Source organism: Eoetvoesiella caeni, from assembly GCF_003315175.1.
Classification (GTDB): Bacteria; Pseudomonadota; Gammaproteobacteria; order Burkholderiales; family Burkholderiaceae_B; genus Eoetvoesia; species Eoetvoesia caeni.
In genome coordinates this window covers 36921-59143 of sequence record NZ_QNRQ01000010.1, presented here as the reverse complement: position 1 = coordinate 59143, position 22223 = coordinate 36921, and the positions used below count along the sequence as shown (strand labels likewise).

20 protein-coding genes, 1 pseudogene and 8 riboswitches are annotated in these 22223 nt (G+C 57.9%); of the genes and pseudogenes, 13 read left to right on the top strand and 8 right to left on the bottom strand.

Annotated elements, in window-relative coordinates:
* Positions 1-24: 24 nt before the first annotated feature.
* Positions 25-96: riboswitch (Fluoride riboswitch) on the bottom strand.
* 454 nt (positions 97-550) lie between these two features.
* Both gltA and DFR37_RS16260 read right to left on the bottom strand, forming a co-directional pair.
* Complete coding sequence (gltA, locus tag DFR37_RS16265) at positions 551-1858, bottom strand: citrate synthase (protein WP_113934324.1); 1308 nt, start codon at positions 1856-1858, stop codon at positions 551-553.
* A 121-nt stretch (positions 1859-1979) separates the two neighbouring features.
* Positions 1980-2042: riboswitch (Fluoride riboswitch) on the bottom strand.
* Positions 2043-2067: 25 nt separating this feature from the next.
* On the bottom strand, positions 2068-2688 hold the full coding sequence (locus DFR37_RS16260) for a CYTH domain-containing protein (RefSeq protein ID WP_113934323.1): 621 nt from the start codon (positions 2686-2688) through the stop codon (positions 2068-2070).
* A gap of 84 nt (positions 2689-2772) precedes the next feature.
* Positions 2773-2838: riboswitch (Fluoride riboswitch) on the top strand.
* A gap of 87 nt (positions 2839-2925) precedes the next feature.
* On the opposite strand from DFR37_RS16260, the gene DFR37_RS16255 reads away from it, so the two are divergent.
* The 8 genes from DFR37_RS16255 to DFR37_RS16220 all read left to right on the top strand — a co-directional run bounded on the left by DFR37_RS16255 (position 2926) and on the right by DFR37_RS16220 (position 9190).
* Positions 2926-3531, top strand: a complete 606-nt coding sequence (locus DFR37_RS16255; RefSeq protein ID WP_113934322.1) for a histidine phosphatase family protein — start codon at positions 2926-2928, stop codon at positions 3529-3531.
* A 120-nt stretch (positions 3532-3651) separates the two neighbouring features.
* Positions 3652-3717, top strand: a riboswitch (Fluoride riboswitch).
* Positions 3718-4082: 365 nt separating this feature from the next.
* Complete coding sequence (locus DFR37_RS16250) at positions 4083-4556, top strand: hypothetical protein (RefSeq protein ID WP_113934321.1); 474 nt, start codon at positions 4083-4085, stop codon at positions 4554-4556.
* 76 nt (positions 4557-4632) lie between these two features.
* The gene (locus DFR37_RS16245; RefSeq protein ID WP_113934320.1) at positions 4633-4929 is read left to right on the top strand and encodes a DUF3579 domain-containing protein; all 297 of its coding nucleotides are present in this window, start codon (positions 4633-4635) and stop codon (positions 4927-4929) included.
* Positions 4930-5075: 146 nt separating this feature from the next.
* Positions 5076-6173 (top strand): cell division protein ZapE, encoded by a 1098-nt coding sequence (gene zapE, locus DFR37_RS16240; RefSeq protein ID WP_113934319.1) that lies wholly within the window; start codon positions 5076-5078, stop codon positions 6171-6173.
* Positions 6174-6373: 200 nt separating this feature from the next.
* A riboswitch (Fluoride riboswitch) is annotated at positions 6374-6442 on the top strand.
* 223 nt (positions 6443-6665) lie between these two features.
* On the top strand, positions 6666-7001 hold the full coding sequence (locus tag DFR37_RS16235) for a putative PII-like signaling protein (protein ID WP_113934318.1): 336 nt from the start codon (positions 6666-6668) through the stop codon (positions 6999-7001).
* 155 nt (positions 7002-7156) lie between these two features.
* Entirely contained in the window at positions 7157-7441 is a 285-nt protein-coding gene (locus DFR37_RS16230; protein ID WP_113934317.1) for a DUF211 domain-containing protein, read from the top strand.
* Positions 7442-7460: 19 nt separating this feature from the next.
* Positions 7461-7970 (top strand): hypothetical protein, encoded by a 510-nt coding sequence (locus DFR37_RS16225; protein WP_113934316.1) that lies wholly within the window; start codon positions 7461-7463, stop codon positions 7968-7970.
* Positions 7971-7984: 14 nt separating this feature from the next.
* Positions 7985-9190 carry an MFS transporter gene (locus DFR37_RS16220; protein ID WP_113934315.1) on the top strand — a complete coding sequence of 402 codons (1206 nt, stop codon included), beginning with the start codon at positions 7985-7987 and terminating at the stop codon, positions 9188-9190.
* Here the strand turns inward: DFR37_RS16220 and DFR37_RS16215 are convergent.
* The 3 genes and pseudogenes from DFR37_RS16215 to eno all read right to left on the bottom strand — a co-directional run.
* Positions 9177-10757 (bottom strand): MutS-related protein, encoded by a 1581-nt coding sequence (locus DFR37_RS16215; protein ID WP_113934314.1) that lies wholly within the window; start codon positions 10755-10757, stop codon positions 9177-9179. The two genes, DFR37_RS16220 and DFR37_RS16215, sit on opposite strands and share 14 nt — an antisense overlap.
* Entirely contained in the window at positions 10754-12289 is a 1536-nt protein-coding gene (locus DFR37_RS16210; protein WP_113934313.1) for a MutS-related protein, read from the bottom strand. The genes DFR37_RS16215 and DFR37_RS16210 overlap by 4 nt, the downstream gene beginning before the upstream one ends.
* Positions 12290-12419: 130 nt before the next feature.
* Positions 12420-13700 (bottom strand): annotated as a pseudogene (gene eno / locus DFR37_RS16205) (phosphopyruvate hydratase); the annotation flags it as partial.
* A gap of 74 nt (positions 13701-13774) precedes the next feature.
* Positions 13775-13843: riboswitch (Fluoride riboswitch) on the bottom strand.
* 108 nt (positions 13844-13951) lie between these two features.
* Positions 13952-14019: riboswitch (Fluoride riboswitch) on the top strand.
* A gap of 143 nt (positions 14020-14162) precedes the next feature.
* Between eno and crcB the strand changes: the two are divergent.
* From crcB to DFR37_RS16185, 5 genes are all read left to right on the top strand, one after another.
* Positions 14163-14546, top strand: coding sequence for a fluoride efflux transporter CrcB (gene crcB / locus DFR37_RS16200; protein ID WP_113934311.1), 384 nt, complete (start codon positions 14163-14165; stop codon positions 14544-14546).
* Positions 14547-14552: 6 nt separating this feature from the next.
* Positions 14553-14918, top strand: a complete 366-nt coding sequence (locus DFR37_RS16195; RefSeq protein WP_346724948.1) for a DUF190 domain-containing protein — start codon at positions 14553-14555, stop codon at positions 14916-14918.
* Positions 14919-15141: 223 nt separating this feature from the next.
* Positions 15142-16056: a LysR family transcriptional regulator gene (locus tag DFR37_RS16190; RefSeq protein WP_113934310.1), complete on the top strand. Its 915-nt coding sequence runs from the start codon at positions 15142-15144 to the stop codon at positions 16054-16056.
* A gap of 111 nt (positions 16057-16167) precedes the next feature.
* Complete coding sequence (locus DFR37_RS23045) at positions 16168-16320, top strand: hypothetical protein (RefSeq protein WP_170139941.1); 153 nt, start codon at positions 16168-16170, stop codon at positions 16318-16320.
* A gap of 19 nt (positions 16321-16339) precedes the next feature.
* Positions 16340-16966 carry a 2,3-bisphosphoglycerate-dependent phosphoglycerate mutase gene (locus DFR37_RS16185; RefSeq protein ID WP_211317261.1) on the top strand — a complete coding sequence of 209 codons (627 nt, stop codon included), beginning with the start codon at positions 16340-16342 and terminating at the stop codon, positions 16964-16966.
* 228 nt (positions 16967-17194) lie between these two features.
* Here the strand turns inward: DFR37_RS16185 and DFR37_RS16180 are convergent, their stop codons facing one another.
* The 3 genes from DFR37_RS16180 to DFR37_RS16170 all read right to left on the bottom strand — a co-directional run bounded on the left by DFR37_RS16180 (position 17195) and on the right by DFR37_RS16170 (position 22078).
* Entirely contained in the window at positions 17195-18454 is a 1260-nt protein-coding gene (locus tag DFR37_RS16180; protein WP_113934309.1) for an SAM-dependent methyltransferase, read from the bottom strand.
* 179 nt (positions 18455-18633) lie between these two features.
* Positions 18634-18715, bottom strand: a riboswitch (Fluoride riboswitch).
* A 47-nt stretch (positions 18716-18762) separates the two neighbouring features.
* Entirely contained in the window at positions 18763-20124 is a 1362-nt protein-coding gene (locus DFR37_RS16175; protein ID WP_113934308.1) for a hypothetical protein, read from the bottom strand.
* Entirely contained in the window at positions 20117-22078 is a 1962-nt protein-coding gene (locus DFR37_RS16170) for a dynamin family protein (protein ID WP_113934307.1), read from the bottom strand. The genes DFR37_RS16175 and DFR37_RS16170 overlap by 8 nt, the downstream gene beginning before the upstream one ends.
* Positions 22079-22223: the final 145 nt, after the last annotated feature.

Genomic DNA, 22223 nt, shown 5'->3' with positions numbered 1-22223 from the left:
ACGGTTTCTGACTTCTTGTTGTTCGAATCGTCAGGAGTCATCAGCCTTGCGGCAGTTCCGGCCAGCGCCGTGGCGAACCCCATCGCCTTACGAATGAGCATACTACATGCGGTGCCAGTGTCAAGAGTCCGGGACGGAAAATGCACCGTTGAAGATCAGCCCGAAACCATAGTGCCAACTTCAGCGGTGCATGTATCTCTTGCGAGATGACTTTCTGGTCAATCGGATCAGTCTGTCTTCAGGCTGCCGGTGTCTCGGTTTGGGCTGCCTTGAGAAGGGGCAGCACTCGGCCGCCCGTGGCACCCGCTGGTTCTAGTACCGATGGTGTGTGCTACGTCGCTTGGCGACAGCTGGGGATCCTCGCAGACCCTTGTATTCGAATCTGCTATCCCAACGAGGGGTGATGATGATCTGGCGATTTCGTTCTCGACCGTGCATCGCCATTTTTGCGACAGCCAAGATTCTGTGGAGAACGTCCTGCATCTTGAATAGCCTCATATGAATGACCTCGCCTTTAGAAGTTAAGCAGAGAATCCGAATGTGGTCCCGCTCAGGCACGCTCTGCGATTGGTATCAGTTGGTGGCGTGCTTCGCCCGTATAGAGCTGCCGTGGGCGCCCTATTTTTTGTTCCGGATCCGCGATCATTTCGTTCCACTGCGCGATCCAGCCGATTGTCCTTGCAGCTGCGAAGATGCATGTGAACATGGATTTTGGAATCCCCAGTGCGCGCTGCACGATGCCCGAATAGAAATCGACGTTCGGATACAGTTTGCGCGACACGAAATATTCGTCCTCCAGCGCAATCCGTTCCAGCGCCATCGCCAGCTTGAACAGTGGATCGTTATACAGGCCCAGTTCGTTCAGTACTTCGTGGCACGTCTGCCGCATCAGCTTGGCACGCGGGTCGTAGTTCTTGTACACGCGGTGACCAAACCCCATCAGCTTTACGCCGGAATCCTTGTCCTTCACGCGTTTGATGAACTCCCCGATGTGATCGGCAGAGCCGATTTGCTCCAGCATGTTGAGCGCAGCCTCGTTCGCTCCCCCGTGCGCGGGGCCCCACAGGCAGGCGATTCCCGCCGCGATGCAGGCAAATGGGTTGGCGCCCGACGACCCCGCCAGACGAACCGTCGAGGTCGAGGCGTTCTGTTCGTGATCCGCGTGCAGTATCAGGATACGGTCGAGCGCCCGCACCAGGACCTCATTTCCGACGTAGGGTTCACAGGGCGTCGAGAACATCATGTGCATGAAGTTCGCGCTATACGACAGGTCGTTGCGCGGGTAGACGAACGGCTGCCCCAGGCTATATTTGTAGGCCATTGCCACCAAAGTGGGCAGCTTGGCGATCATGCGGATGGCCGATATCTCGCGATGCCGGGGATTGTTGATATCCAGCGAGTCGTGATAGAAGGCCGACAGTGCCCCGACAGCTGCCACGAGGATTGCCATCGGGTGAGCATCCCGCCGGAATCCCCTGAAGAAGGCATGCATTTGCTCTTGCACCATCGTGTGCATCGTGACCGTACGGACGAACTCTGCCTTTTGCTGCGTATTGGGGAGTTCTCCGTTGAGCAGCAGGTAGCAGGTTTCCAGGAAATCCGCGTTTTGCGCGAGGTCTTCGATGGAGTAGCCGCGGTATGCCAGCTCACCCCTATCGCCGTCTATGAATGTGATGTCCGATTTGCAGGAGGCGGTTGACATGAACCCCGGGTCGTAGGTGAACATGCCGGTTTGGCTGTAGAGTTTTCGGATGTCGATGACGTCCGGGCCCCGAGTACCTTTGTAGACAGGCAGCACGATGGCTTGAGACGAATCGGGAAAGTTGAGGGTTGCCGTAGCAGGCTGCTTGAAATCCATGTCGATCCTCAGATGTTCCAGCTATGGAGGACCGCCGGAGAACCGCGCGATGAAGCAAAACGAAGCCCCGGTGGCCACCTTTCCTGAAGTCGCTCCCGCTGGTGTCAAGGGGCCGATCCAGGTAGTGCCAGACATCATCAGCCAGACTGTGGCGGTTCAGGAGGATGTCATCTCCGGGTGCTGCAGCAGCAGAATACACGAAGCCTATGTCAATGACAAGACCCGAATTCGGCCAGCCATGCATTGGAATATTCTATCTCCTCGCTCACGTCGCGCCCCACCCAGTCGGGCAGTGTCAGATCCATGGGATTTTCGCTTTCCGAGAATTCGACCTCCGCGGTTGCAAGGCCTTGCAGCGGGCCCTCGTAGACGTCGACTTCGAAGGTCCGGGTACCAATGGGCACGAAGTATCTGGTTTTTTGCAAGCTGGATTTTGCCTGCCTGATGGCCAACTTTGCCATTTCCAGCGGTAGGGGAACCTCGAACTCGTCTCTGGACAATCCGCAGGCTTTACCCTTGAGGGTGAGCACTGCCTCTTCGCCGTCAAGGATGCGGATGCGTGGTTTTACTTTTGGCGTGCCATCATCTGAGAACAGAATCTGATCGAGCGCCATCCGGTCTTCGGCCGATACACGCAATGACAGCATCAAGCGGGCAAATTCCCCATTCAAGAAAATGTCCAGCTTGTATTCAGCATCCTCGCGATTGAATTCATAATGAAGGGCCTCTGGCAGAAGATAGGCCTGCTCGAAATGCTTGCGCGGTATTTCGGGAGATCCGAGGAAATCTGTACGCAGGACCAGGAATTTCCGTTCTATTTCTTTGTGCATGGAGATTGTCCTTTCCGATGGCGTGTCGAGTTTACGCGATACCCGTGGCCTGGATGTGCACGCCGGGACGAAACATGATGTAATGGCGCGGTGGGTGGTGGGGTTCACCTGGAACCGCCTCGTACTGAGGCCGATGACTCCTGAGAGATCGTTCCTGAGAACGAAAGTCTAGGGCAATGCCCCCCACTGCCGCCATTTGTGCAGCGTGTGCGGGGTGACTGGGCAGGGAGTCAGACCATGAGCGTCAGCCACCAGCGCGTTACAAAACTGTATCTTATTCGGCACGGCCAGACGGCTTACAACCGCGATGATCGTCTGCGAGGTCACGCCGATCCGGAACTCACCGACCTTGGTTACGAGCAAGCCGAAGCACTTGGCAGGATATTCGCCGGTGTGATGTTGTCTCGTGTAGTGTCCAGCCCGCTGCGCCGAGCACTGGACACGGCGCGACCCATAGCGTGTGCGGCGGGTGTGCCCGTCGAGATGGACGACGACCTGAATGACAGGGATTATGGCCGGTGGACGGGCGCGTCGCGGGCAGCCGTATTGCAGCAGTTCGGATCCGTGGATGCCGCGCCGGGCGTAGAGCCCTGGGATACGCTGTGCGGGCGTGTGATGCGTGCGTTCTGGTCCATGCTGGAGACCTCGACTGGTCCGGCTTTCGCCATGGTCGGCCACGATGCAACGAATCGAGTGCTGTTGACGGGCCTGGTCAACGAGCTCAAAGGAAAGGCGGGTCGGATACATCAAGACAATGGATGCTGGAATCGCCTCGATTGGAATGGGCATCGATGGGTATTGGCCGTGCTCAATGCGGTACCCCAAGACCACCAGCATCCTTGACCGGCATCGGCCGATTGCGGGGAGCTGCCCGGAGGCGTGGTACATGCCGGGTCGAGGGTTGTATCTGGTGTCAACGGTGTGGTAAGGCATTGCCAAGGCGGGCGTCATGTCTTAACATGACATCGATAAGGAGATGGCATTCCTCCTTCAAATTGCCTGACAATGGCTGATGATGCCTACTGATTTCATCGTCCGTATTACGGAATCGAAATTGGTGGCATGATGTTAACAATAACGACGCGCATTGCAGGATATCTGTACCGCCAGGTACACGACGGCTCGTCTGCAGACGATGTTCTCCGCCTCTCGGATGCCCTGATCACATCCAGGCGTCACACTTTCCCGACATCGAATTCGGCTTACGCACCTGGTGGGGCTCGAAAGTTTATTTTTCGGGTTCCATCGCGTGTCGTGGCACTCTGCCCACTGTATCTGTGCAAAGGCGTGCAACTGCCGAATTGGGCTGTCCGTACGGGTGGAGCCTTGTTTGCTTCCATCCGAACGTGGCCCACGGAGGTCTTACGGATACCGGCTTTGGAAGGGGCTGCGCCATGACACCAAAACTTGTCGTCAGAATTCCAGTTGAGAAACTGGTCAAACTTCGCCTCGATCTATATTCCGGAAATCATTTTGGGTTTTACACCCCCATTAAGCCATCGGAAGTGCGACAAGAGATGTTACGTCAGATAAAGACGGGGGAACGGTTTCTTGGCAAGATTTTTGATACGCGCACGATGCACGTCGCGCGTGTGGCTACGTTGGCCATTACAGGTTGGGACGAGCCCATCACGATCGATCTGAGAGCGTGCTCACGCGCCTGGCCCATGACTGATGGAAACCATAGGCTTGCGGCCGCCATATTACGAGGGGATATGTTCATCTCAGCATTTGTGCTGGGTGAGGCGCAGTTCACTCCTGATAACGTTTTGTGTCTGCCCAAAAATCACCGCTATGGGGGATTGGCGGGTAGCCAGCGCCTTTCTCCACATAAAAGACACAGGTCACCGTGGTCAGTCGGTCATTAGCTCGCATGCAGTAACAACGGCAGGTACGCTCGGATGTGTTCCAAAGATCGTTGTGTCTCCGATTCGGAATATCTAAATGGATCATTCTGCCTGCTATATGATCATTCATGGTGAGACTTTGGATGGCCGAAGGTTTCGACCTAGTGACTGGGCGCAGCGACTGGCGGGCGTGCTGTCTAGATTTCGTCCGTCGCATGCGGCGGAGAATCCATTTTCCTACTCGCCGTATGCGATCCCAGGCATGCTGGACGACATTCCATGCGTGTTCATTGACTACCGGTTGCGGCAGTTGGAGCCGCTGGCCTGGAAGTTTGCTTTTGATTTTGCAAGGAGCAATGGCCTCCAAATAACGGATGATGCTCAAATGAGATGATCGCTGAGTCCGAAGGTTGCGGGGTCGATTTATGGCTTCTGAACCGTAGGTGTGCTCAACCCATCGGTGGGTAATGGCACATGAAAGTGTTTCCACCAGTGCCGATCGCAGGTTGGTAAAGATAGATAAATACATTGGGAAAAATTATGTCTGTTTTGCAGGTTTATGAGAGCGCCCTGGAAACGCGAGGCTTTACAAGCGACCCGGCTCAGCTGCGAGCAGTTGAATCGCTTGAGCGTTGTGCGCGTGAATGGGTGGCGTATGAACGGCAACACTCCAATATTCTGAACAGACTGCTCAACCATGCTGATGCCCCGAGAGGCGTATATATGTACGGTGGCGTAGGGAGGGGAAAGAGTTTCCTGATGGATTGCTTTTTCAATGCGGTTCCATTTGAGTCGAAAACGCGCCTTCATTTTCACGAATTCATGCGTGAGGTACAACACGATTTGCATAAGCTGTCCGGAAGCCAGGATCCACTCAGTGTGCTGGGCGCGCGCATTGCTGAGCGCTATGGTCTTATCTGCTTCGATGAATTTGTGGTCAATGATATTGCCGATGCGATGATTCTTTATCGTTTGCTCGATTCGTTGTTTTCCCATCATATCGGTTTCGTCACTACGTCCAATTTTGCGCCTGATGATTTGTATCCAGACGGGTTGCAGCGGGAACGCTTCTTGCCAGCGATCGACTTATTGAAAGATCGGCTGGAAGTGATTTGCGTCGACAATGGTGTCGATTACCGCCGCCAAGTGCTGGAGGACACCACGATCTACCATACGCCGCTTGGCCCCGAGGCGGATGCTGCAATGGTCAAGATCTTTGACAGCTTGGCAGAGAAGAGGGACGAAGATCCAATTCTGCGTATTGATTCTCGCGATCTACCTGCGCGGCGCCGTGCAGGTAGCGTTGTATGGTTCGATTTTCAAGAATTGTGTGGCGGCTTGCATTCACAAGATGACTACCTGGAAATCGCCAGCCAGTTCCGCACCGTGCTGCTGTCGGGGGTGCCTCAGATGCCGGATAATTTGACCTCCGAGGCTCGGCGCTTCATATGGCTGATCGATGTGCTCTATGACCGGTGTGTGAAGTTGATCCTGTCTGCAGAGGTAGCCCCTGAGTTGTTGTACGTCAGTGGGCCACTCTCGACCGAGTTTTCTCGCACCGTCTCGCGGCTTTCAGAAATGCAGTCGCCGGAATACCTGGCTGCGCCGCGTCGAGAAGTCAATACGACTCTGGCATGATCTGCTGGCGTTGGCGGCCGGTCGTGCTTCTCCTTGCTGATACGGCTACCTATGGCGCCTGTTCGGTATTCTGATCTCGCATATGCGGAGGTATGGCGTGCGTGAAGCCCGCCACCGTGACTACTACTGTTCGACGCTCTCCTCTGGCCTCCCCCGGAGGTATGTGTTGCCTTGTGGGGCGTAGCTGGATACAATTCTTTAGAAAGCTCGGCGGTGGGGTTCGCCATAGACCGCTTCATGCATTTGAAGCCAATGACTCCTGGATGATCCGTTTTCGGAGACAGGATTCGTGAGCTATCTTGATCTACCCTTCCGTCAATACCCCTTGGGTAGCAGATGCGCTTGGTTCCCGGTTTTCGCCGTTTCGAAGCGAAACCGCAACATTAAGCGGTCCCGTCTCTCTTTTATCTACTGCCATTGCCATATTGCCTGGTCGCACCTTGCTGTTACCAGGCCGCCGCTGGTATTGCGTCAGCCCTCTGGAGAGAAACGATGAAAGGCTATGAAATTACGTTTATGGCGCCGCGCTCACGCCGCCATCACGGGGAACTTGTGCTGGACGCAGTTCTGCGAATTGCCAAGACATTGGGGATCAATCGCCACACCCGGCGTACCGATACTGAGAGTGTGGGAGAGAATGATCGCTCGCATTCGGCGCATTTTTTTGAGCTTGCCGATGAACCGGAAGAACTGACGTTCATGTTGGAAGATGGCAAGAGCGATGAGCTGATGCATGCGGTCGAGGCTGCGGGCCTGCAGGTGTTTTGCATTCGCCAGCCGGTTGAATACTTCCGACTGAACCCCAGTGCACCGGCAAACCCCGCGTAGCGACTTCGTACGAACGCGGATAGTGCATCAGTGGATACATGGTTGGCTCTCCGCAGATCAAGCTCATCAGTAGCTTCAGTAGGCACTGATGTTGCGGGGGCGATCGATTTGTCGCCGCGCCATTTATTAGATTTCAGCTAGAAGAGAGTCAAACCATGAACTTGCGCCGTGTGATGCTTGATGTCGATAAGGCCCGGGCACGGCCCGACATGATTGAAATTGCTGCCGCCATAGAGGCCTCTCCAGGTGTTCAGGCAGTCAACATCACGGTCAAGGAAATCGACGTGGAAACGGTCGGCATGGAGGTGACGGTGGTCGGAGAACACATCGACTACGACGCGCTCATCACTGCCATCAACGATACCGGTGCGGTGGTCCACAGCACTGACGAAATGGTCGCAGGTACCCATATCGTCGAGCATGTGCCGCGTGCGCGATGAAGCGGCATAGGTACAACTGTTGCTGCCAGTGGCGCTTGGCCTGTCCGACGGGATCCTGAACACCCTCATGCTGGCGGCCAATCGTCTGCAAGGCGACGTGGTGCCGGTCACGCTGTCGCTTGCGTTTCGCATTGCCGCAGCGAGCGCGGTCGAAAGCGCATTCATGCTGTTCGTGGCTGGCTATGCGCAGCTGCGTGGGGAACTGGTGCACGCCGACCGGCAGCTCAACGTCCTGGTGCGAGGACGCATGGCCAGAACGCGCCAGGGGCGAGCCGCCCTCCTGGAGGCGGCGTTCATGGCATTAGTTGCGGGCATGTGTTCGTTCGTGGGGGCGGGGGCGCCACTGTTTTTTGCGGCGGCGACAGGGGTGAGCGGGTATCCGGTCCTGGCGGTGACTGTCGTAAGCCTTGGCGTGCTTGGGATCTCGATTGCGCGGGCCGCGCATGGCCGTCCGATCGTATGGGCAGCCGCCATGCTGGCGGGCGGTTTCGTGGTGACCGTGATCGGTGTCTATCTTCACATAGTCTGAGATTGGGGGCCGCAATGAGGCCACTTGAACGACCCGGCGAAGGGCACTCCGGATCCGCAAGCCGTATCGCTTACCGCTTCGTTTTTCTCATCGGTATCGTCAGCTTTTTCGCGGACTCTACCTACGAGGGGGCCCGCAGCATCCTGGGGCCCTATCTGGCGGGTTTGCAGGTCTCGGCGCTGGCGGTGGGAACCGTCACCGGGCTGGGCGAGCTGCTGGGGTACGGGCTACGTCTGTTCTCGGGCTGGCTGGCCGATTCCAGCCAGCGGTTCTGGCTCATCACCATCATCGGCTATCTGCTGCAAATGTCGGCTGTGCCAGCGCTTGCGCTGGCCGACACATGGCCCGCGGTGGCGGTGCTCATCATCCTCGAACGGGTGGGCAAGGCCATCCGCAACCCGCCGCGAGACGCCATGCTGTCGCATGCCGCGGCTCAGGTTGGCGGCGGCTATGGCTGGGTGTTCGGGCTGCACGAGATGCTGGATCAGTTCGGTGCCGTCGTCGGTCCGCTGGCGGTGGCCGCAGTGCTTGGTCTGCAGGGAAGCTACCGCGAGGCCTTCGCTGTGCTGGTGATTCCAGCGGCCTTGAATATCGCTTTCGTGTTCCTGGCGCACCATCTTTATCCCTCGCCCGAGGACATGGAGCGGCAATTCGCTTCCACCGGCTCCGACCAACTGCCTCGGGTCTTCTGGATCTATCTGGCAGGTGCAGGGCTGGTGGCGATGGGGTTTGCCGACTATCCCCTCATTGCCTATCACTTCGCGCACGGCCACGCCGTGCCCGGCCAGTGGATCGCCGTTTTCTATGCCGTTGCCATGGGGACGGGCGGTGCTGCCGCGCCCGTGTGCGGGCGGCTTTTCGACCGTTACGGATTCCGCGTGCTCATCGTGCTGACGCTGGCGGCCGCGTGCTTTGCGCCACTGGTCTTCCTGGGTGGGTTCTGGGGCGCGCTGCTGGGGGCCTGCCTCTGGGGGCTGGGTATGGGCGTACACGAGTCCATCATTCCGGCAGCGGTGGCGCCCATGGTTTCTGGGCGCATCCGGGCATCGGCCTTCGGTGCCTTCACAGCCGGCTACGGCGTGTTCTGGTTTTGCGGCAGCGTCGCCATCGGAGCGCTATACGGCCAGTCCGTCGACTTGGCCGTCCTGTTTTGCCTGGCGGTGCAGCTCGCCGCCGTGCCGGTTTTCCTGGCCGTCGATCGCCGGATCAGGCGCCCTTGATCGCTTCTTCGGGCAAGGGGTCGGCTGGCGGCGCATCCTGCCCAGCTGGCCCCTGGGGGATACCGTCGCCAGGCGTGGTTGCGCCGAATATTTTTTCGTACAGATCCGCGCCGTGGCTGGTGGCAAGCGGCGCAGCCACTTCCAGCCGGAACGTGCGCTGGCCGCCTTCGTCGCGGTGCGCCCGCAGGAACGTCGCGTCGGGCCGGTGTTCCTCGTACAGGACGCGGGCGAATTCGTACAGGTGCGAGACTGAAAACACCTTGATCCGATGCGCCAGCAGGGCGTGCGTAACCTGGCTGGAGATTTCCGAACCTTCCCGTTCGTTGGTGGCGGCAAAGGATTCGTTGAACAGGATGAGGGCGTCGGGCTGGATGTGATCCACGATGGCACTCATGCGTGCGAGTTCCTCGTCGAGCTTGCCACTGTTCATGCTGGTGTCCTCTTCGCGCTTGTAGTGCGTATACAAGCCGCGGAACAGGTTGGCGGCGTACGATTCGGCCGGGACAAACAAGCCGCTGGCCATCATCAGTTGTGCGAGTCCCACACTGCGCAGGAACGTGGACTTTCCACCCTGGTTGGCGCCGGTGATGACGAACAGGATCTTGCCATCGGCATTGAGATCGTTGCCCACTGCGCGCTGCGGTAGATGCAGCGTCAGACAGACGTCATACAAGCCACGACAGGTTAGGGTTCGCTCCCCGGCGGGTGAAGGCCGTGGAAAGCAGACCGGCTCGTCCTTCTGTGCCAGCTGTTCGCGCAGGTTCAGGCACGAGACGTAGAAGGCGAACTCCGTGCGCATCATGAGAAGGAAGCTGAGAATGTGTTCGGTCGATTGCGCCAGTGCGTTAGCCACCAGGTTCACGCCCCGGTCACCCAGCTCCGAGAGGGCTCTTGCCCCATTCTCGTCGCGTGGTGCCAGGGTGAATGAGTAGGAAGGCGGCTTCTTGCCGAAGGTGCGCAGCAACCAGCTGTGTGGCGGGGCTTTTGGTGTGCACAGGACATAGTCTTCCCCGCAGTTGTCTTCCGCCAAGCGGGCGCTGATCAGCACGCCGTGGCGAAATTTCAGTGTATTCAGATGCGTCTGGATGGTCTCAAAGTAGTCGTCTCCCAGTTCGTGCTGCAGCATGGTGAAGAACCGGCGAAAGCCCTCGGAGGAAAACGTACTGGCCTGGGCATCAGCGATAGCGCGCAGCTGCTTGAGCGCCGTCGCCAGTAACGTCATGACTTCGACGGAGTGATGCAGGACGCCACTTGGATAGTGGGCCAGCCCCCAGTAGTTCTTATGCTCGGCTTCGATGGTGTCTACGGCAAGCTGATATAGCGAGCGGGCGACGTCGGGATGATCCAGGCAGTCCTGCAGCACGGCCTGCCGGTACAGGACCTCGTCCGGTTCGCTACAGCCCGCGAGCAACGCGGTGCGGGAGACCTTGTACAGGAATTCGTCTTCCTGTGCCATCGCGTGCAGCAGCGTTTCCAGCTCTAGATCCTGCACCAAGTCTGGCTCATTCCATGGCAGGGGCGTGTGTAGGTCAAAATCGCGGTCACGATACATGAGGAATGCTTTCATGATGGCAGCCTCTCTTCCAGGTCGTGGGCTTCGATGCGGTATTTATGGGCCAGCGACAGCGCATAGGACTTTCCGTCCGCAGGCCGACGAACGACCTTGTAGGTTCGTTGTGCGGGGTCGTCGGGCACGATGGTGCTCACCATGCTGACGGTGGTGTCGCTCAGGTGCGCGAGCTCGTCGATGAAGGTGACACAGACGCACAGCAGATCCAGCTGGACGATTCGCTCCAGGATCCGACTACCCAGGAACAATGCGTCCTGCAGGGTCGTGGACGTGAAGATCTCGTTCATAATGATGATGCTGTCGGGTGTCGCGCCCTGCAGGATGCGGTGGATGCGCACGAGATCGTCCTCCAGCTTGCCACGCAGATTGCGGATGTCTTCCTCGCGCTCGAAGTGCGCGAAGAGTCGGTCATAGAGGAACAGCCTGGCAGCGTTGCCGGGCACCGGCAGCCCCAGGTTCGCCAGATAGTGCAACTGGCCGAACGTCCGGGCGAAGGTGGTCTTGCCCCCTTGGTTGGGCCCGGACACGATGAAGATGCGCTCTTTGTCGCACAGGCTGAAATCGTTGCGCACGATGGATTTGCCCTGGTTCAGGAGTTTGTCGGCCAGGGCAAGATCGTAGGTGTCTTGAGCAAACACAGTCTTGTTCACACGACCCACTTCGGGATAGCAGAAATCCAGCCCCTTGCCACGCAAGGTGTTCATGTAGTCCAGGTAGGCGGTGTAGAACTGGACTTCGCGATCAAAAACAGCCAGCGTTTCATCCAGGTAGCCCTGATGCTGCTGGCAGAAGATATCCAGTTGCGTGAACACCTCCGGGAACAGCTTGGACACGAATTCCAGCACCTGGGCTTCGATGTGGTTCATATCCGGCAGATCGTGAAATTTAACTCGGTAATCTTTCGCTGCCCCTTGACGGAATTTCTCGAACGTGGCGGAAACCTCGGCGCTGTAGTCGCTTTCGCCTTGGTACTCAAGCACTGTGAAGGTGTCGCCCTTGATGTGGATGCAGTAGCGGATCGATGCAAGGGCGCTGCGGGCGGCCTTTGCATCTGCCACCAGTGTCTGGAAATTCGCGCCCTGCGTGTAGTTGTCTGCATGGGCTTTTAGCGCTTGCATGCCGCGGGAGGTAAATTCCAGTTTTCCAAGGTCTTGCGCCAGGGCCTGGACGGCTTCGTAGTATTGTTCGGTTGCGCACAGAAACCACGCTTGTTTCTGCAAGGGGTAGTACAGCTTCGCAGCCTGTGTGAGGCGTGCACGCATCGCTTGCAGTTGTGTGGCGAAAGTCATCAAGGAGGTATACAGGGCGGGCCGTTCCAGGTCGTGCATGACTTCTTGCCGGTAGGCCACGCTATCCGCCTCATCCAGGGAGCGATAGAAGAAAGGTTGCAGGTTGTATTCGCCTTTTTTTGCGGTGATGTGGCCGATGATCTGATCCAGATTCAGATCGGTGAAGAACTCTGGCACCTCGGCCTGTTCACGGGACACGCCGTCTTGTGGCCCGGGATACAGCACGCTGAAAGTGATCATGATGGTGCTCCTTTTCTTGTTCTTCCAGGTTGGTTTAGGCTGGTAGCCCCCGTGATGGAGTGCTCTCTCGGCCTTGGAGCTTGTCGGGTCGGGAGACCGCGGCATTTGCATGTGTCTGCCCAAACCGTGGAAAGGCCGTCTTCCCCGCGAATGTGGCGCTTGCACCCAGTTGGCGTTCGATTTCCATCAGCCGGTTGTATTTGGCGACGCGCTCGCCGCGCGCCGGCGCGCCGGACTTGATTTGGCCGCAGTTCAGAGCGACGGCGAGATCCGCGATGCTGGTGTCCAGTGTCTCGCCCGAGCGATGTGACACCATGCAGGTGTACCCTGCGCGCAGAGCCATGCGGGCGGTGCCCTGGGTCTCTGTGATTGTGCCGATCTGGTTGGGCTTGATCAGGATGCTGTTGCAGCAGTGCTCGGCCAGCCCTCGGGACAGGAAGCGCGGGTTGGTGACGAAGAGATCGTCGCCCACGACCTGCACACGTTCGCCCAGCACCGATGTCAGGTGTGCAAATCCTCTCCAATCATTGTCGGCGAGCGGGTCTTCGAGTGAGACCAGCGGGTAGCGATCCACCCACTCTGCCCAGTAGGCCGTCATTTCTGCCGAATCCAGATCGAGCTTGTCGCGTTCCAGGCGGTAGCGCCCGTCGGCAAAGAACGAGGTGGCTGCAGGATCCAGGCCCAGGCAGACATCCTCCCCCGCCTTGTATCCTGCGCGCTCGATTGCCTGCATCATCAGGCCCATGGCGGCTTCGTTGCTGGGCAGCTCCGGTACGAAGCCTCCCTCGTCGCCTACGTTCGCGGACAGCCCTTTGGCGACCAGCAGGTCGTGCAGAGCGTGGTAGACCTCAGCTCCGCATCGCAGTGCTTGCGCGAAGGTGGGCGCCCCCAGCGGCACAAGCTTGAATTCTTGGAAATCCGGCCCGTGCGTGGCGTGCTTACCACCGTTGAGAATGTTGAACATCGGGACGGGCAGTATGTGGGCATCGGATCCGCCCAGGTACTGGAAGAGCGGCAGGCCGTGGAAGGCCGCAGCGGCCCGCGCGCACGCCAGCGACACACCCAGAATTGCATTGGCACCCAACTGAGACTTGGACTCGGTGCCGTCCAACTCGATCAACCGAGTGTCGATCTCGCGCTGGGAGTCAGCGCGCATGCCCCGCAGGGCTTCGAGGATAGTATCGGTAACGTGGGCAGCGGCTTGCCACACACCCTTGCCACCGAAGCGCGTGTTATCACCATCGCGCAACTCGTGGGCTTCGAAGGCGCCGGTAGAGGCCCCCGAAGGTACCCCTGCGACGGCAGTGGTTCCATCTTCGAGCGTGAGAGTAACTTGTAGCGCGGGGTTGCCGCGCGAATCTAGGATTTCGTTGGCAGCCAGATCAGTGATGGCGCAGGAGCTGTTGTGCATGGGTCACCTTGTCATGAAAGGTCTTCATGCCCGAACCGCAACACGCACAAAAATGCCTACGGGTTCCGGTTCAGGAACGCGTAGGCATTATTAGTCAGCCTGTCTGCTGACAGTTAGGGGAGAATGCCATCTCCGTCTGATTACCACTGTAACATCATTCCCGAGATGAGGCCAGACTGGTGACGATGCCTGAGAATGTTTACATTGCGCGGAGGAAGCACCATTGCTAAACTATACCGTACTGGCAGTAGCTTTTTCTCGGAGATGGCATTCTCCATAAACCGCCGAAACCTCTTCGGCTGATGATGCCTGCAAGTTCCTGAACGGGAACCGCAGGCAATGCTCGGATTCCGTTTCAGGCCTCGAATCCACATTTTCAGGCCTTATGAAAACGATCTGCAGCTTCAATGCCTTTCCCTCATTCTACGAGTATCCGTCCCTTCCTTTTGCGTGGAGTCATTCATGATCCCCGCCGTGATCGGTATTTCGATCGGCGCGGCACTGGGTGCCTTATTGCGCTGGATATTGGGTATGGAGATGAACAGCATATGGCCAACGATTCCGCTGGGGACCTTGGCTGCGAACCTGATGGGAGGTCTACTGATTGGCTTGGCGAACGAATTTTTCGCCGGCCACGGTGGTCTGCCCCCTGTATGGCGCCTAACGATTATCACAGGCTTCTTGGGAGGGTTGACCACGTTCTCCACGTTCTCTCTTGAGGTCAGTACGCTATTGCAGCAGCGAGAATTGGCTTTTGCGGCGCTGCAGATCGGCCTTCATGTGGCAGGTTCCATTGCCCTAGTCCTGGTCGGTATTGGGCTCGTTCAGTATCTAACTCAAGGGTGAATCGCTATGACGACGCAATGGAAAACGCTTCGGGATGGTGACATCATGAAAGGCTATCAACTGACCTTCTATACGCTCCAAAGTTACACCCACGAGCATCGTCCAGTTCATCAGTGGTTAATAGAGCTTGCCAAGTCCATGGAAATCCAGGGGGCGACGGTTCTTACAGCCCAAGAAGGCATTGGCGCTCATCACCGCCTGCATTCTGCGAGGTTTTTCGAGTTGGCCGATCAGCCGGTCGAGGTTGTGATGGCCGTTTCGGCGAGTGAGTGTGATGATTTTTTGGAGAGGCTGCGCTTGGAGCCCGGTTTACGGGTCTTCTATTCTCGTACGCCGATTGAATTCGGCACGATCGGGGTCACGGAAGATTAATGTCTCAGTCTTTGCGTCAAGCCTGAATTCGGTTTTCTGATGTGGTGGATTTTATAGATTAAGGTTCCGTGCGGTTTGTGTGGAAATAGGTGCAACAGTCACTCGCTAGTGGGGCGTTTGATTCTTGAGTTGCCTCCACAGCGAGTGGCGGCTCCCGAGTTTTCCTCATAGGTTGCAGGGTGGGATGCAGCGGCGGCCTTGCCCCGAAATTTTGGAAGCTCTAATGGAATTGCGACATCTTCGTTGCTTTATTGCGCTTGCAGAAGAACTCCATTTCACTCGGGCGGCTGAACGCTTGCATATTGAACAGTCCCCCTTGTCGAGATCTATTAAAGAGCTAGAGGATGAACTGGGAGTAGTTCTGTTTGACAGAAATAGACGAGGTACTCTATTGACGTCCGCAGGAACTACATTTTTACAAGACGTCCGCAGGATATTCATTATTCTTGAACAGGCGCGAGATAATGTGACAGCGGTCGCGGCTGGCTTCCGAGGAAGCATACGAATCGCGATATCTGATGGCGCAGTGGGGCCGCAATTATCTGAGTTTCTAGCACTATGCCGGAAGGAGGATCCTGATGTTGAGATACGAATGTCGGAGATGCCTCTGGCTGAACAGCTACGGGGACTGCGATCCGGTGACGTAGCGATTGGTTTCGCGCATACGGCAGATGTTGGTGGCGACATAATTGCTGAGCCGGTTTGGCGGGAACCATTGGTACTGATCGTACCTGCGCGACATCCGCTACTTGTGTATAGAGACGTACCTCTACACGAGTTGAAGCATTATCCGCTGGTGCTATGTGATCCCCAGATGTGTGAAGGGTATAGTCGTGAATTGGAGCGCCTGCTTCGTCCGTTGGAAGTGGAGCCAAATGTTGTTGAGCATGTTTCCTCTCTGGATATGATGCTCACGTTGGTCAGCGCCGGCTATGGTATTGGCTTCACTACGTCAACGAGGTTTGGCCTATGTAGGCGTTCTGAAGTGGTGATTCGCCCGCTCGCCGGAGATTCCGCGGTGATGACGACATACCTATTGCGGCACGCCAATACAGATTTATCTGCTTTGTTAGATCGGTTCATTTTTCGCCTCCGCGCGTGCGCAACTGATCAGGGATATTCCCTGACTCAAACATGAGTTCTGCGAGGGACAGTCCTGATTAGGGCTTTCTTGGTGGAAATTACGAGACCTACAGCTGTATGAGGGGTTTGGCTATTAGCGAGATCAAAGCCGAGATTGGCTACGACTATGGGACGTGACTGCTTCAAAGCGGTATTGCTGGAGGGGCTGGGGGCCATACTCATTGTCGTGCCTTGGGTGCTGGCCGATGCCTGCTGTGGTTGGGTGGTTGGAGAGGTTAGTCGCCTGCTTCGTCATACTGGCTATTGGGATCATCATTAATGCGTATGGAGATGGCGCAATGAGTATGGGGCGCTACCTTGCACTCGTCCGCCACGGACAAAGCCAATACAACGCTGACAACCGATTCACCGGCTGGCGCGATCCGGCGCTGACCGCTCGGGGCCTGGCTGAAGCCTCGGCAGTCGCCGTGCGCCTACGCAACATCGGGCTGCCCATCGATTGGATCTTTTGCTCGGCATTGATACGCACCCGCGAGACGGCTGAGCGTGTTGCATACGATCTTGGCCGTCCTAACTTACCGATTACCTCGGATGCGGCGCTCGATGAGCGTGATTACGGCGAGTTGACGGGGCTGAATAAAGATCAGGCATGTGCGCACTGGGGTGAGTCACAGGTTCAACGGTGGCGTCGCAGCTATGATGAGGCGCCGCCCGGGGGTGAAAGCCTGCGGGATACCGCTGCCCGTGTCCTGCCGTTCTATCTCCAGAGGATCCTGCCGGCGGTCATGCGCAATGACGCTTCACTGATCGTGGCCCACGGCAACAGCCTGCGCGCTTTGGTGATGGTTCTGGATCAGCTGTCGCCCGAGGCCATTATCAGCACTGAGATAGCCACTGGTGAGCTGCTCGTCTACGAGTTACGACCTGATACCACTGTGTTGAATAAGCGACGATTTACCTCCTGAGTATCCCTCGCACTTTGTACGGGCTCGGGGTATTTTTCCGCAGCCATGGCTGCATCTGAGGAATGGGCAGCGCAGGGGGCTCTCAAGGCCCACTACGCCATCCCCTTCCTATGCGCGCCGGCCCGCGCCACTTAAGAAGGTGCGTGCAAGGTATCCATCTCAAGATCGGGTGCCGGTGAAGTGCCGCCGTTGGTTGGCCGCCACCACTCAGTGTGGTGGCGTGCTTTGTCATGCATGCCGCTCATGCTGAAGGGCATCGGTGGCAGCAGGGAGCATATGGCTACGGCCCCAGCGCTGAGGTGAAAACCCTCTGACCGTGCGCTTGGCGGCCAACAGCTGGTGAACTGAGATCCAGCCGAGTTCGAACGCCTGGGCGCTGCCGGCCATGTAGATTCGCCAGACGCGGTAGGTCTGTTCTCCGACCAACCTGATGGCTTCATCGCGGTTTGCTTCAAGGCGCTCCACCCAGTGCGCCAGCGTTCGAGCGTAGTGCGGGCGCAAGCCCTCGACGTCGAACACCTCAAGCTGCTGAGACTCCATTGCCTCAACGGCCTGGGCTATCGTGGGTAGTTCTCCGTCGGGAAATACGAAATGGTCGATGAATTCACTGGCGCTATCCCGCACAGATTCATCCCCCGCGCGCGTGGCGATACCATGGTTCAGCACAAGGCCGTCATCGGCTAGCAGGCGCTGGATGGTGCCGAAGTACACGGGCAGATTTTGGACACCGACGTGCTCGAACATGCCCACTGACGCGATCTTGTCGAATATGCCTTCACCCGGGATGTGGCGATAGTCCTGTAGGCGTACATCGATCGAATCTTCCAGGCCTAGTTCGCGTACACGCTCGCGCACATACTCGAACTGCCGCTCACTGAGGGTCACGCCAGTGGCTTTTACGCCGTAGTGGCGCTGCGCCCACAGCAGTAATGCCCCCCAGCCACATCCGATGTCGAGGAAGCGATCGCCAGGCTTTAATTGCAATTTGCGGCAGATGAGATCGAGCTTAGCTTCCTCGGCCTGCTCTAGGGTTTCCGAGCCCGTCGGAAAGTAGGCGCAGGAATAGACCATCTGCTTATCGAGCCACAGACGATAGAACTCGTTGGAGACGTCGTAATGGTGGGCAATAGCCCTCTTGTCGCTGTCCGGGGTATGTCGCCGGACGCGCCAGCCGATAATGCGGCTGATGACACGCTGCTTTGTGCTGCTCGCGCTTGCGAGTTTGATCGCCGTGCGAACAACATCCTGTGCTGGCCCTTCAACGTCTATGTCGCCTTGGATATAGGCTTGAGCGAGCGCTCCGAGATCGGGCGGAATCAGCCTCAGTGCCGCGCTTGGCGTGGGGAAGTGCAACGTGACGGCAGCAGTGCCGCTGCCTAAAGTTTCACTGCGGCCGTCCCAGAACTGCAAATTCAGCGTCGAGCCGCAATCTACAACAAGCGGGCGCAGTGCCTCGACAATAGACGAAGAAGAGATAGATGAACCCATGGCAATCCTCTTGCAATACAACCGGTTACGGTGTGTTGGAAGATCCGGAAGCAGAGAGACCGCCTGGCACTGCACTCGCAAGTTCGCCAGCTAACGTGCCCGAGCTGCATTCGGTGGCGTTGACTGGTATGCGAGAGACGTTGCACCTTGTCATGACAGCGCTACACACCCGGATCATCAGGTCTGTAGGCATCATCAGCCGGCCGGCGATTTCCCTTGGTATGGCGCCAAGAGCGGAGGAATGCCATCTCCTATGGATCATTGTAGCTTGCACAAAACGTATTCATCGCTGTCGGCATGTCTTTTATTCATGCGTGCTGATGGGCAACGGACCAACCCCGGAAACGCCGCACGGCATCACGTTCGCGGCCAGGGGCGCCGGATGGATCCGCCAGAGCATTACGCAAAGCCTCCAGTCGATTCGTGTGTAGTTGGCCCAGGAACGGTCGAATCAGGTTGGGCGATGCGACCGGCAGGACGTGCACCAGATGATCCAGGCATAGGCCATATCCATGCGCCAACAGGTTGCGGTAGCGTGTATGGTGCATCAGGTCGAGGAAGGCCGCCGAAGCTTGCTCCAGGGCGACGGCCTCTGCCTCGCACCCTTGACAACGTAAGACAAAACGCTTGTCCTTGGCGAGATGCAACCCGGTTGAGTTTGAGGCCTTGCGGCGTCGGTGGCGCGGTTTGTACCAGCTTGGCCGGGGCTGATCCGCAAGGGCCAATATGCGGATGATGTTCGCCAGTTGCTGGCGCGACTGCTCAGCCATTCCCGAAAGCGCAAGGGCTGCAATGCGTGCGAGCCAATCGGGTCGCCCTAGTTGACTCGCGTCGAACACATGGTGTTTGCAGCATGGTGCGAATAGCCACAAGCATCCCGCCGCCTCGTTCTCGACCGCCCACCGAAGCCCTTCCAGCCAGTGGGTGTGCGCCGCGCCCATCGCTTCGCAGATCGGACAAACATCCGGATTGTCCAGGATATCCTCAATCGGCATGTGAGCATCACCGCCGTTGACGCGCTGGAGCGCGTCCGTCTGATGCGGGACGGAGGCATAGCCCAGGAGGGCTAGAGCGCGAGGCAATCCCGCATCCGGCGCGCGTTCCATATCCTGATTGGCTATCGCCAGTACATCAAGGTACTGCCGAATGGCATGTCCACGCGGTTCTACCGGCAGCTGCGCAGTAAACATCTGGAAGTGCGGTTCGCATAGCAGTGCTACTGTGCCGAGGGGCTCCATCGTCTGCATCCACCGCTTGCGGATAGGTGTCAATGCCTTGGCCGCTGCGGCTTCTTCCGCCGAGCAAGCCGGGCAGCGGCGGGCAGAGCGAAAGAACAGGCGCTCGCAGCGTTCGTCGGTTACCGACTGGTGAAGCAGCGGCAGTATCCTTTCGGTAGCTGCGCGAAAACTCTGTGCGACGGCCTTCGCGTGCTTCGCATCCGCCGCCAATACACGGCCATGTCGGCTGCAAAACCCCAGATCTTCAGAGATCAATTTTGCGATTGTGGCGGTCGGTGCGTTTGGGGCAAAGACCTTGTCGAAATAGTGTGCGCCAGCACCTTGCGCCGCAATGCAAGCTGGACAGTGAGGGTTTGCCGAAGGCCAAAGCGTTTCCAGCACGCTTCCGTCTACATTCACCGCACGATGGTGTACCGGCAGTCCTTCAGGCATTGCTTGCAATCGAGTGATAACGCGCCTGGAGGCCAGCCAGATCAATGCCGATCCGTGCCGCTCCCTCGCAACGGCCGGCGCAGGCTTGGGAAAAGGCGTTGGACAAATCCACCAGTGCCCGTTGGCGCCAGTCTTGGAGCTGCTTCAGATCCTCGCCCAGTGCCGCCTCCAGCCCAATGAGTAGGCGCTGATCGCGAGACAAGGACCATCGCAGGTGCCACCGAAACGCCCATGGTCCCAGGCTTGCTGACCAAGGACGAGCAATAGCTTCAGTCTGTGGCAAGTTCCCCGGATCGAAGGTCGGCGCCGTATCCAGGTCTGCCACATGCCAGCGGAACTGGGGGCCCGGAGTTCGTGCCAGCAAGTCGCTACATTGCAGGGCGAGAAGCTCCAGTTCTCTCATAACTTCATGGCACACGCTCGTCATGCGCGCTTCAGCAGATGCTGCAAACATCGGTGCGAGCTCAAGCGTGGTCTCTCCACTGCTCCATGCCAGCTCTGCAGCGTTATTCACCACTTGGCGGATGATGCGAGCGGCTTGTATGTGTGCTTCCAGGTCGCAATCACCCATTGATTGTGATGCAGTGGCGAGTAGATCGAGACCTTCGCGCTGCGCCAGCAAGATGGCCTCGTTTTCATGCGATGTCTCTGTGTTGGGGCTGGAGTCCGTGCGGTTGAGTCGCGCCAAGCGGAGGGCCATGGCCCTCGACAGATGTGCTCTCTTGGTATGGAGTGATGTCTGCCGCAGCGCCTCGCGGCGCTCGAGGCAGGGGGCAAATCCTCGCTGCAGCCAATCGTGCCAAAGCGCGGAGTCCTCATCGCCAGCACTGGTCAGGAAAACCGTAGGCTGCTGCTCGTGCCGCGTTCCAAGATGCTCCAGGACATAGCCAAGAATGTCCCAGCGCTGCTGGTCGGTCAGTCGGTCAGCTTTGTTCAGTAGCACGATCGCCTGGGAGCCCTGCTCAGTCAATGCGTCTACCAATGGGATCTCGCTCATGGTCAGCGGCCCGGTGGCGTCAATTACCACCAGTGCGACGTCGCACAAGGGAGGATCCATTCCAGGTGCCCAGGGCGGCGAATCAATCAGAACGATGCCGTCGGCAAGGTGCTGCGACGGCAGCTCGAAGGACAGCCGCTCCACCAGCTTCTCATTGCCGGGGTTGTAGCGATCGGATGCGAATGCCGCCAGCCTGCCTGGCATGACCGGCTCCGACACGGAATTAGACAGACGCACCACTCCGCAAGCGCGGGCCCCATAGGAGATATGAACGGGAACGACACTGGTGGGCATCACACCCACCGGCAGCAGTTGCACCCCGACCAGGCGGTTGATCAGCGAAGACTTGCCCGCGTTGGACAAGCCGAGCATGGCGATGACCAGGCCAGGTGCCGACTCGTGATCAGCAAGAGCCGTCAAGGGTGCATAAAAGTCGGACAGGCCGTGTGCTCGCGCGATACTGAATAGGTATTCGAGATTGCGGTCATCCGAGTGGAAGTTTGCGTCGTGCTGTTCCAACGGGCGCAGCATCTCGTCCAGCGGTGCTAGCAAGTGCGCAATAATGCGGCGTAATTCCGCCTCAGTATCATCAGACGATCGAACTCTTGCGGCCTGACTCCCGGGCGTTAGTGCTTCCACCGCGGCTACTGCCTGGTGTACGGCTTCACAGCACGCCTGTAGAACGCTTCCTGAAGGAGGCGGAATGGCTAGTCCGTGGCGGCCAAGGATATCGCTCATGGCACCATGCAGACGTTGGATATCTTGCGCCAGCCTGCGCTGCTGAAGGGGCGTAATATCTGCATACCACGTCTGCAGGGGCGACTTCTGCGACTGTAGAGCCAGGAGATACGTCAGTCGGCCAAGGTGATCATCCAGCTGCATCAACGTGGACAGCAGACGCTGCCCGGTACCGCCGTCCAACTGGTCATGGCGTGAAGCCGGTACATGGTCATGCATCGCCGCCACACCCGCTCTGCTCGTGATGTCCGATAGATGCACGACGCCCACATGAAAGGCGAAGGCACCTGGTCTCGGTTGACCAGAAGATTTTTTCCGTATGCATCTACGCGACCTGCAAGTGGAGTACACAGATCAGCGGGCG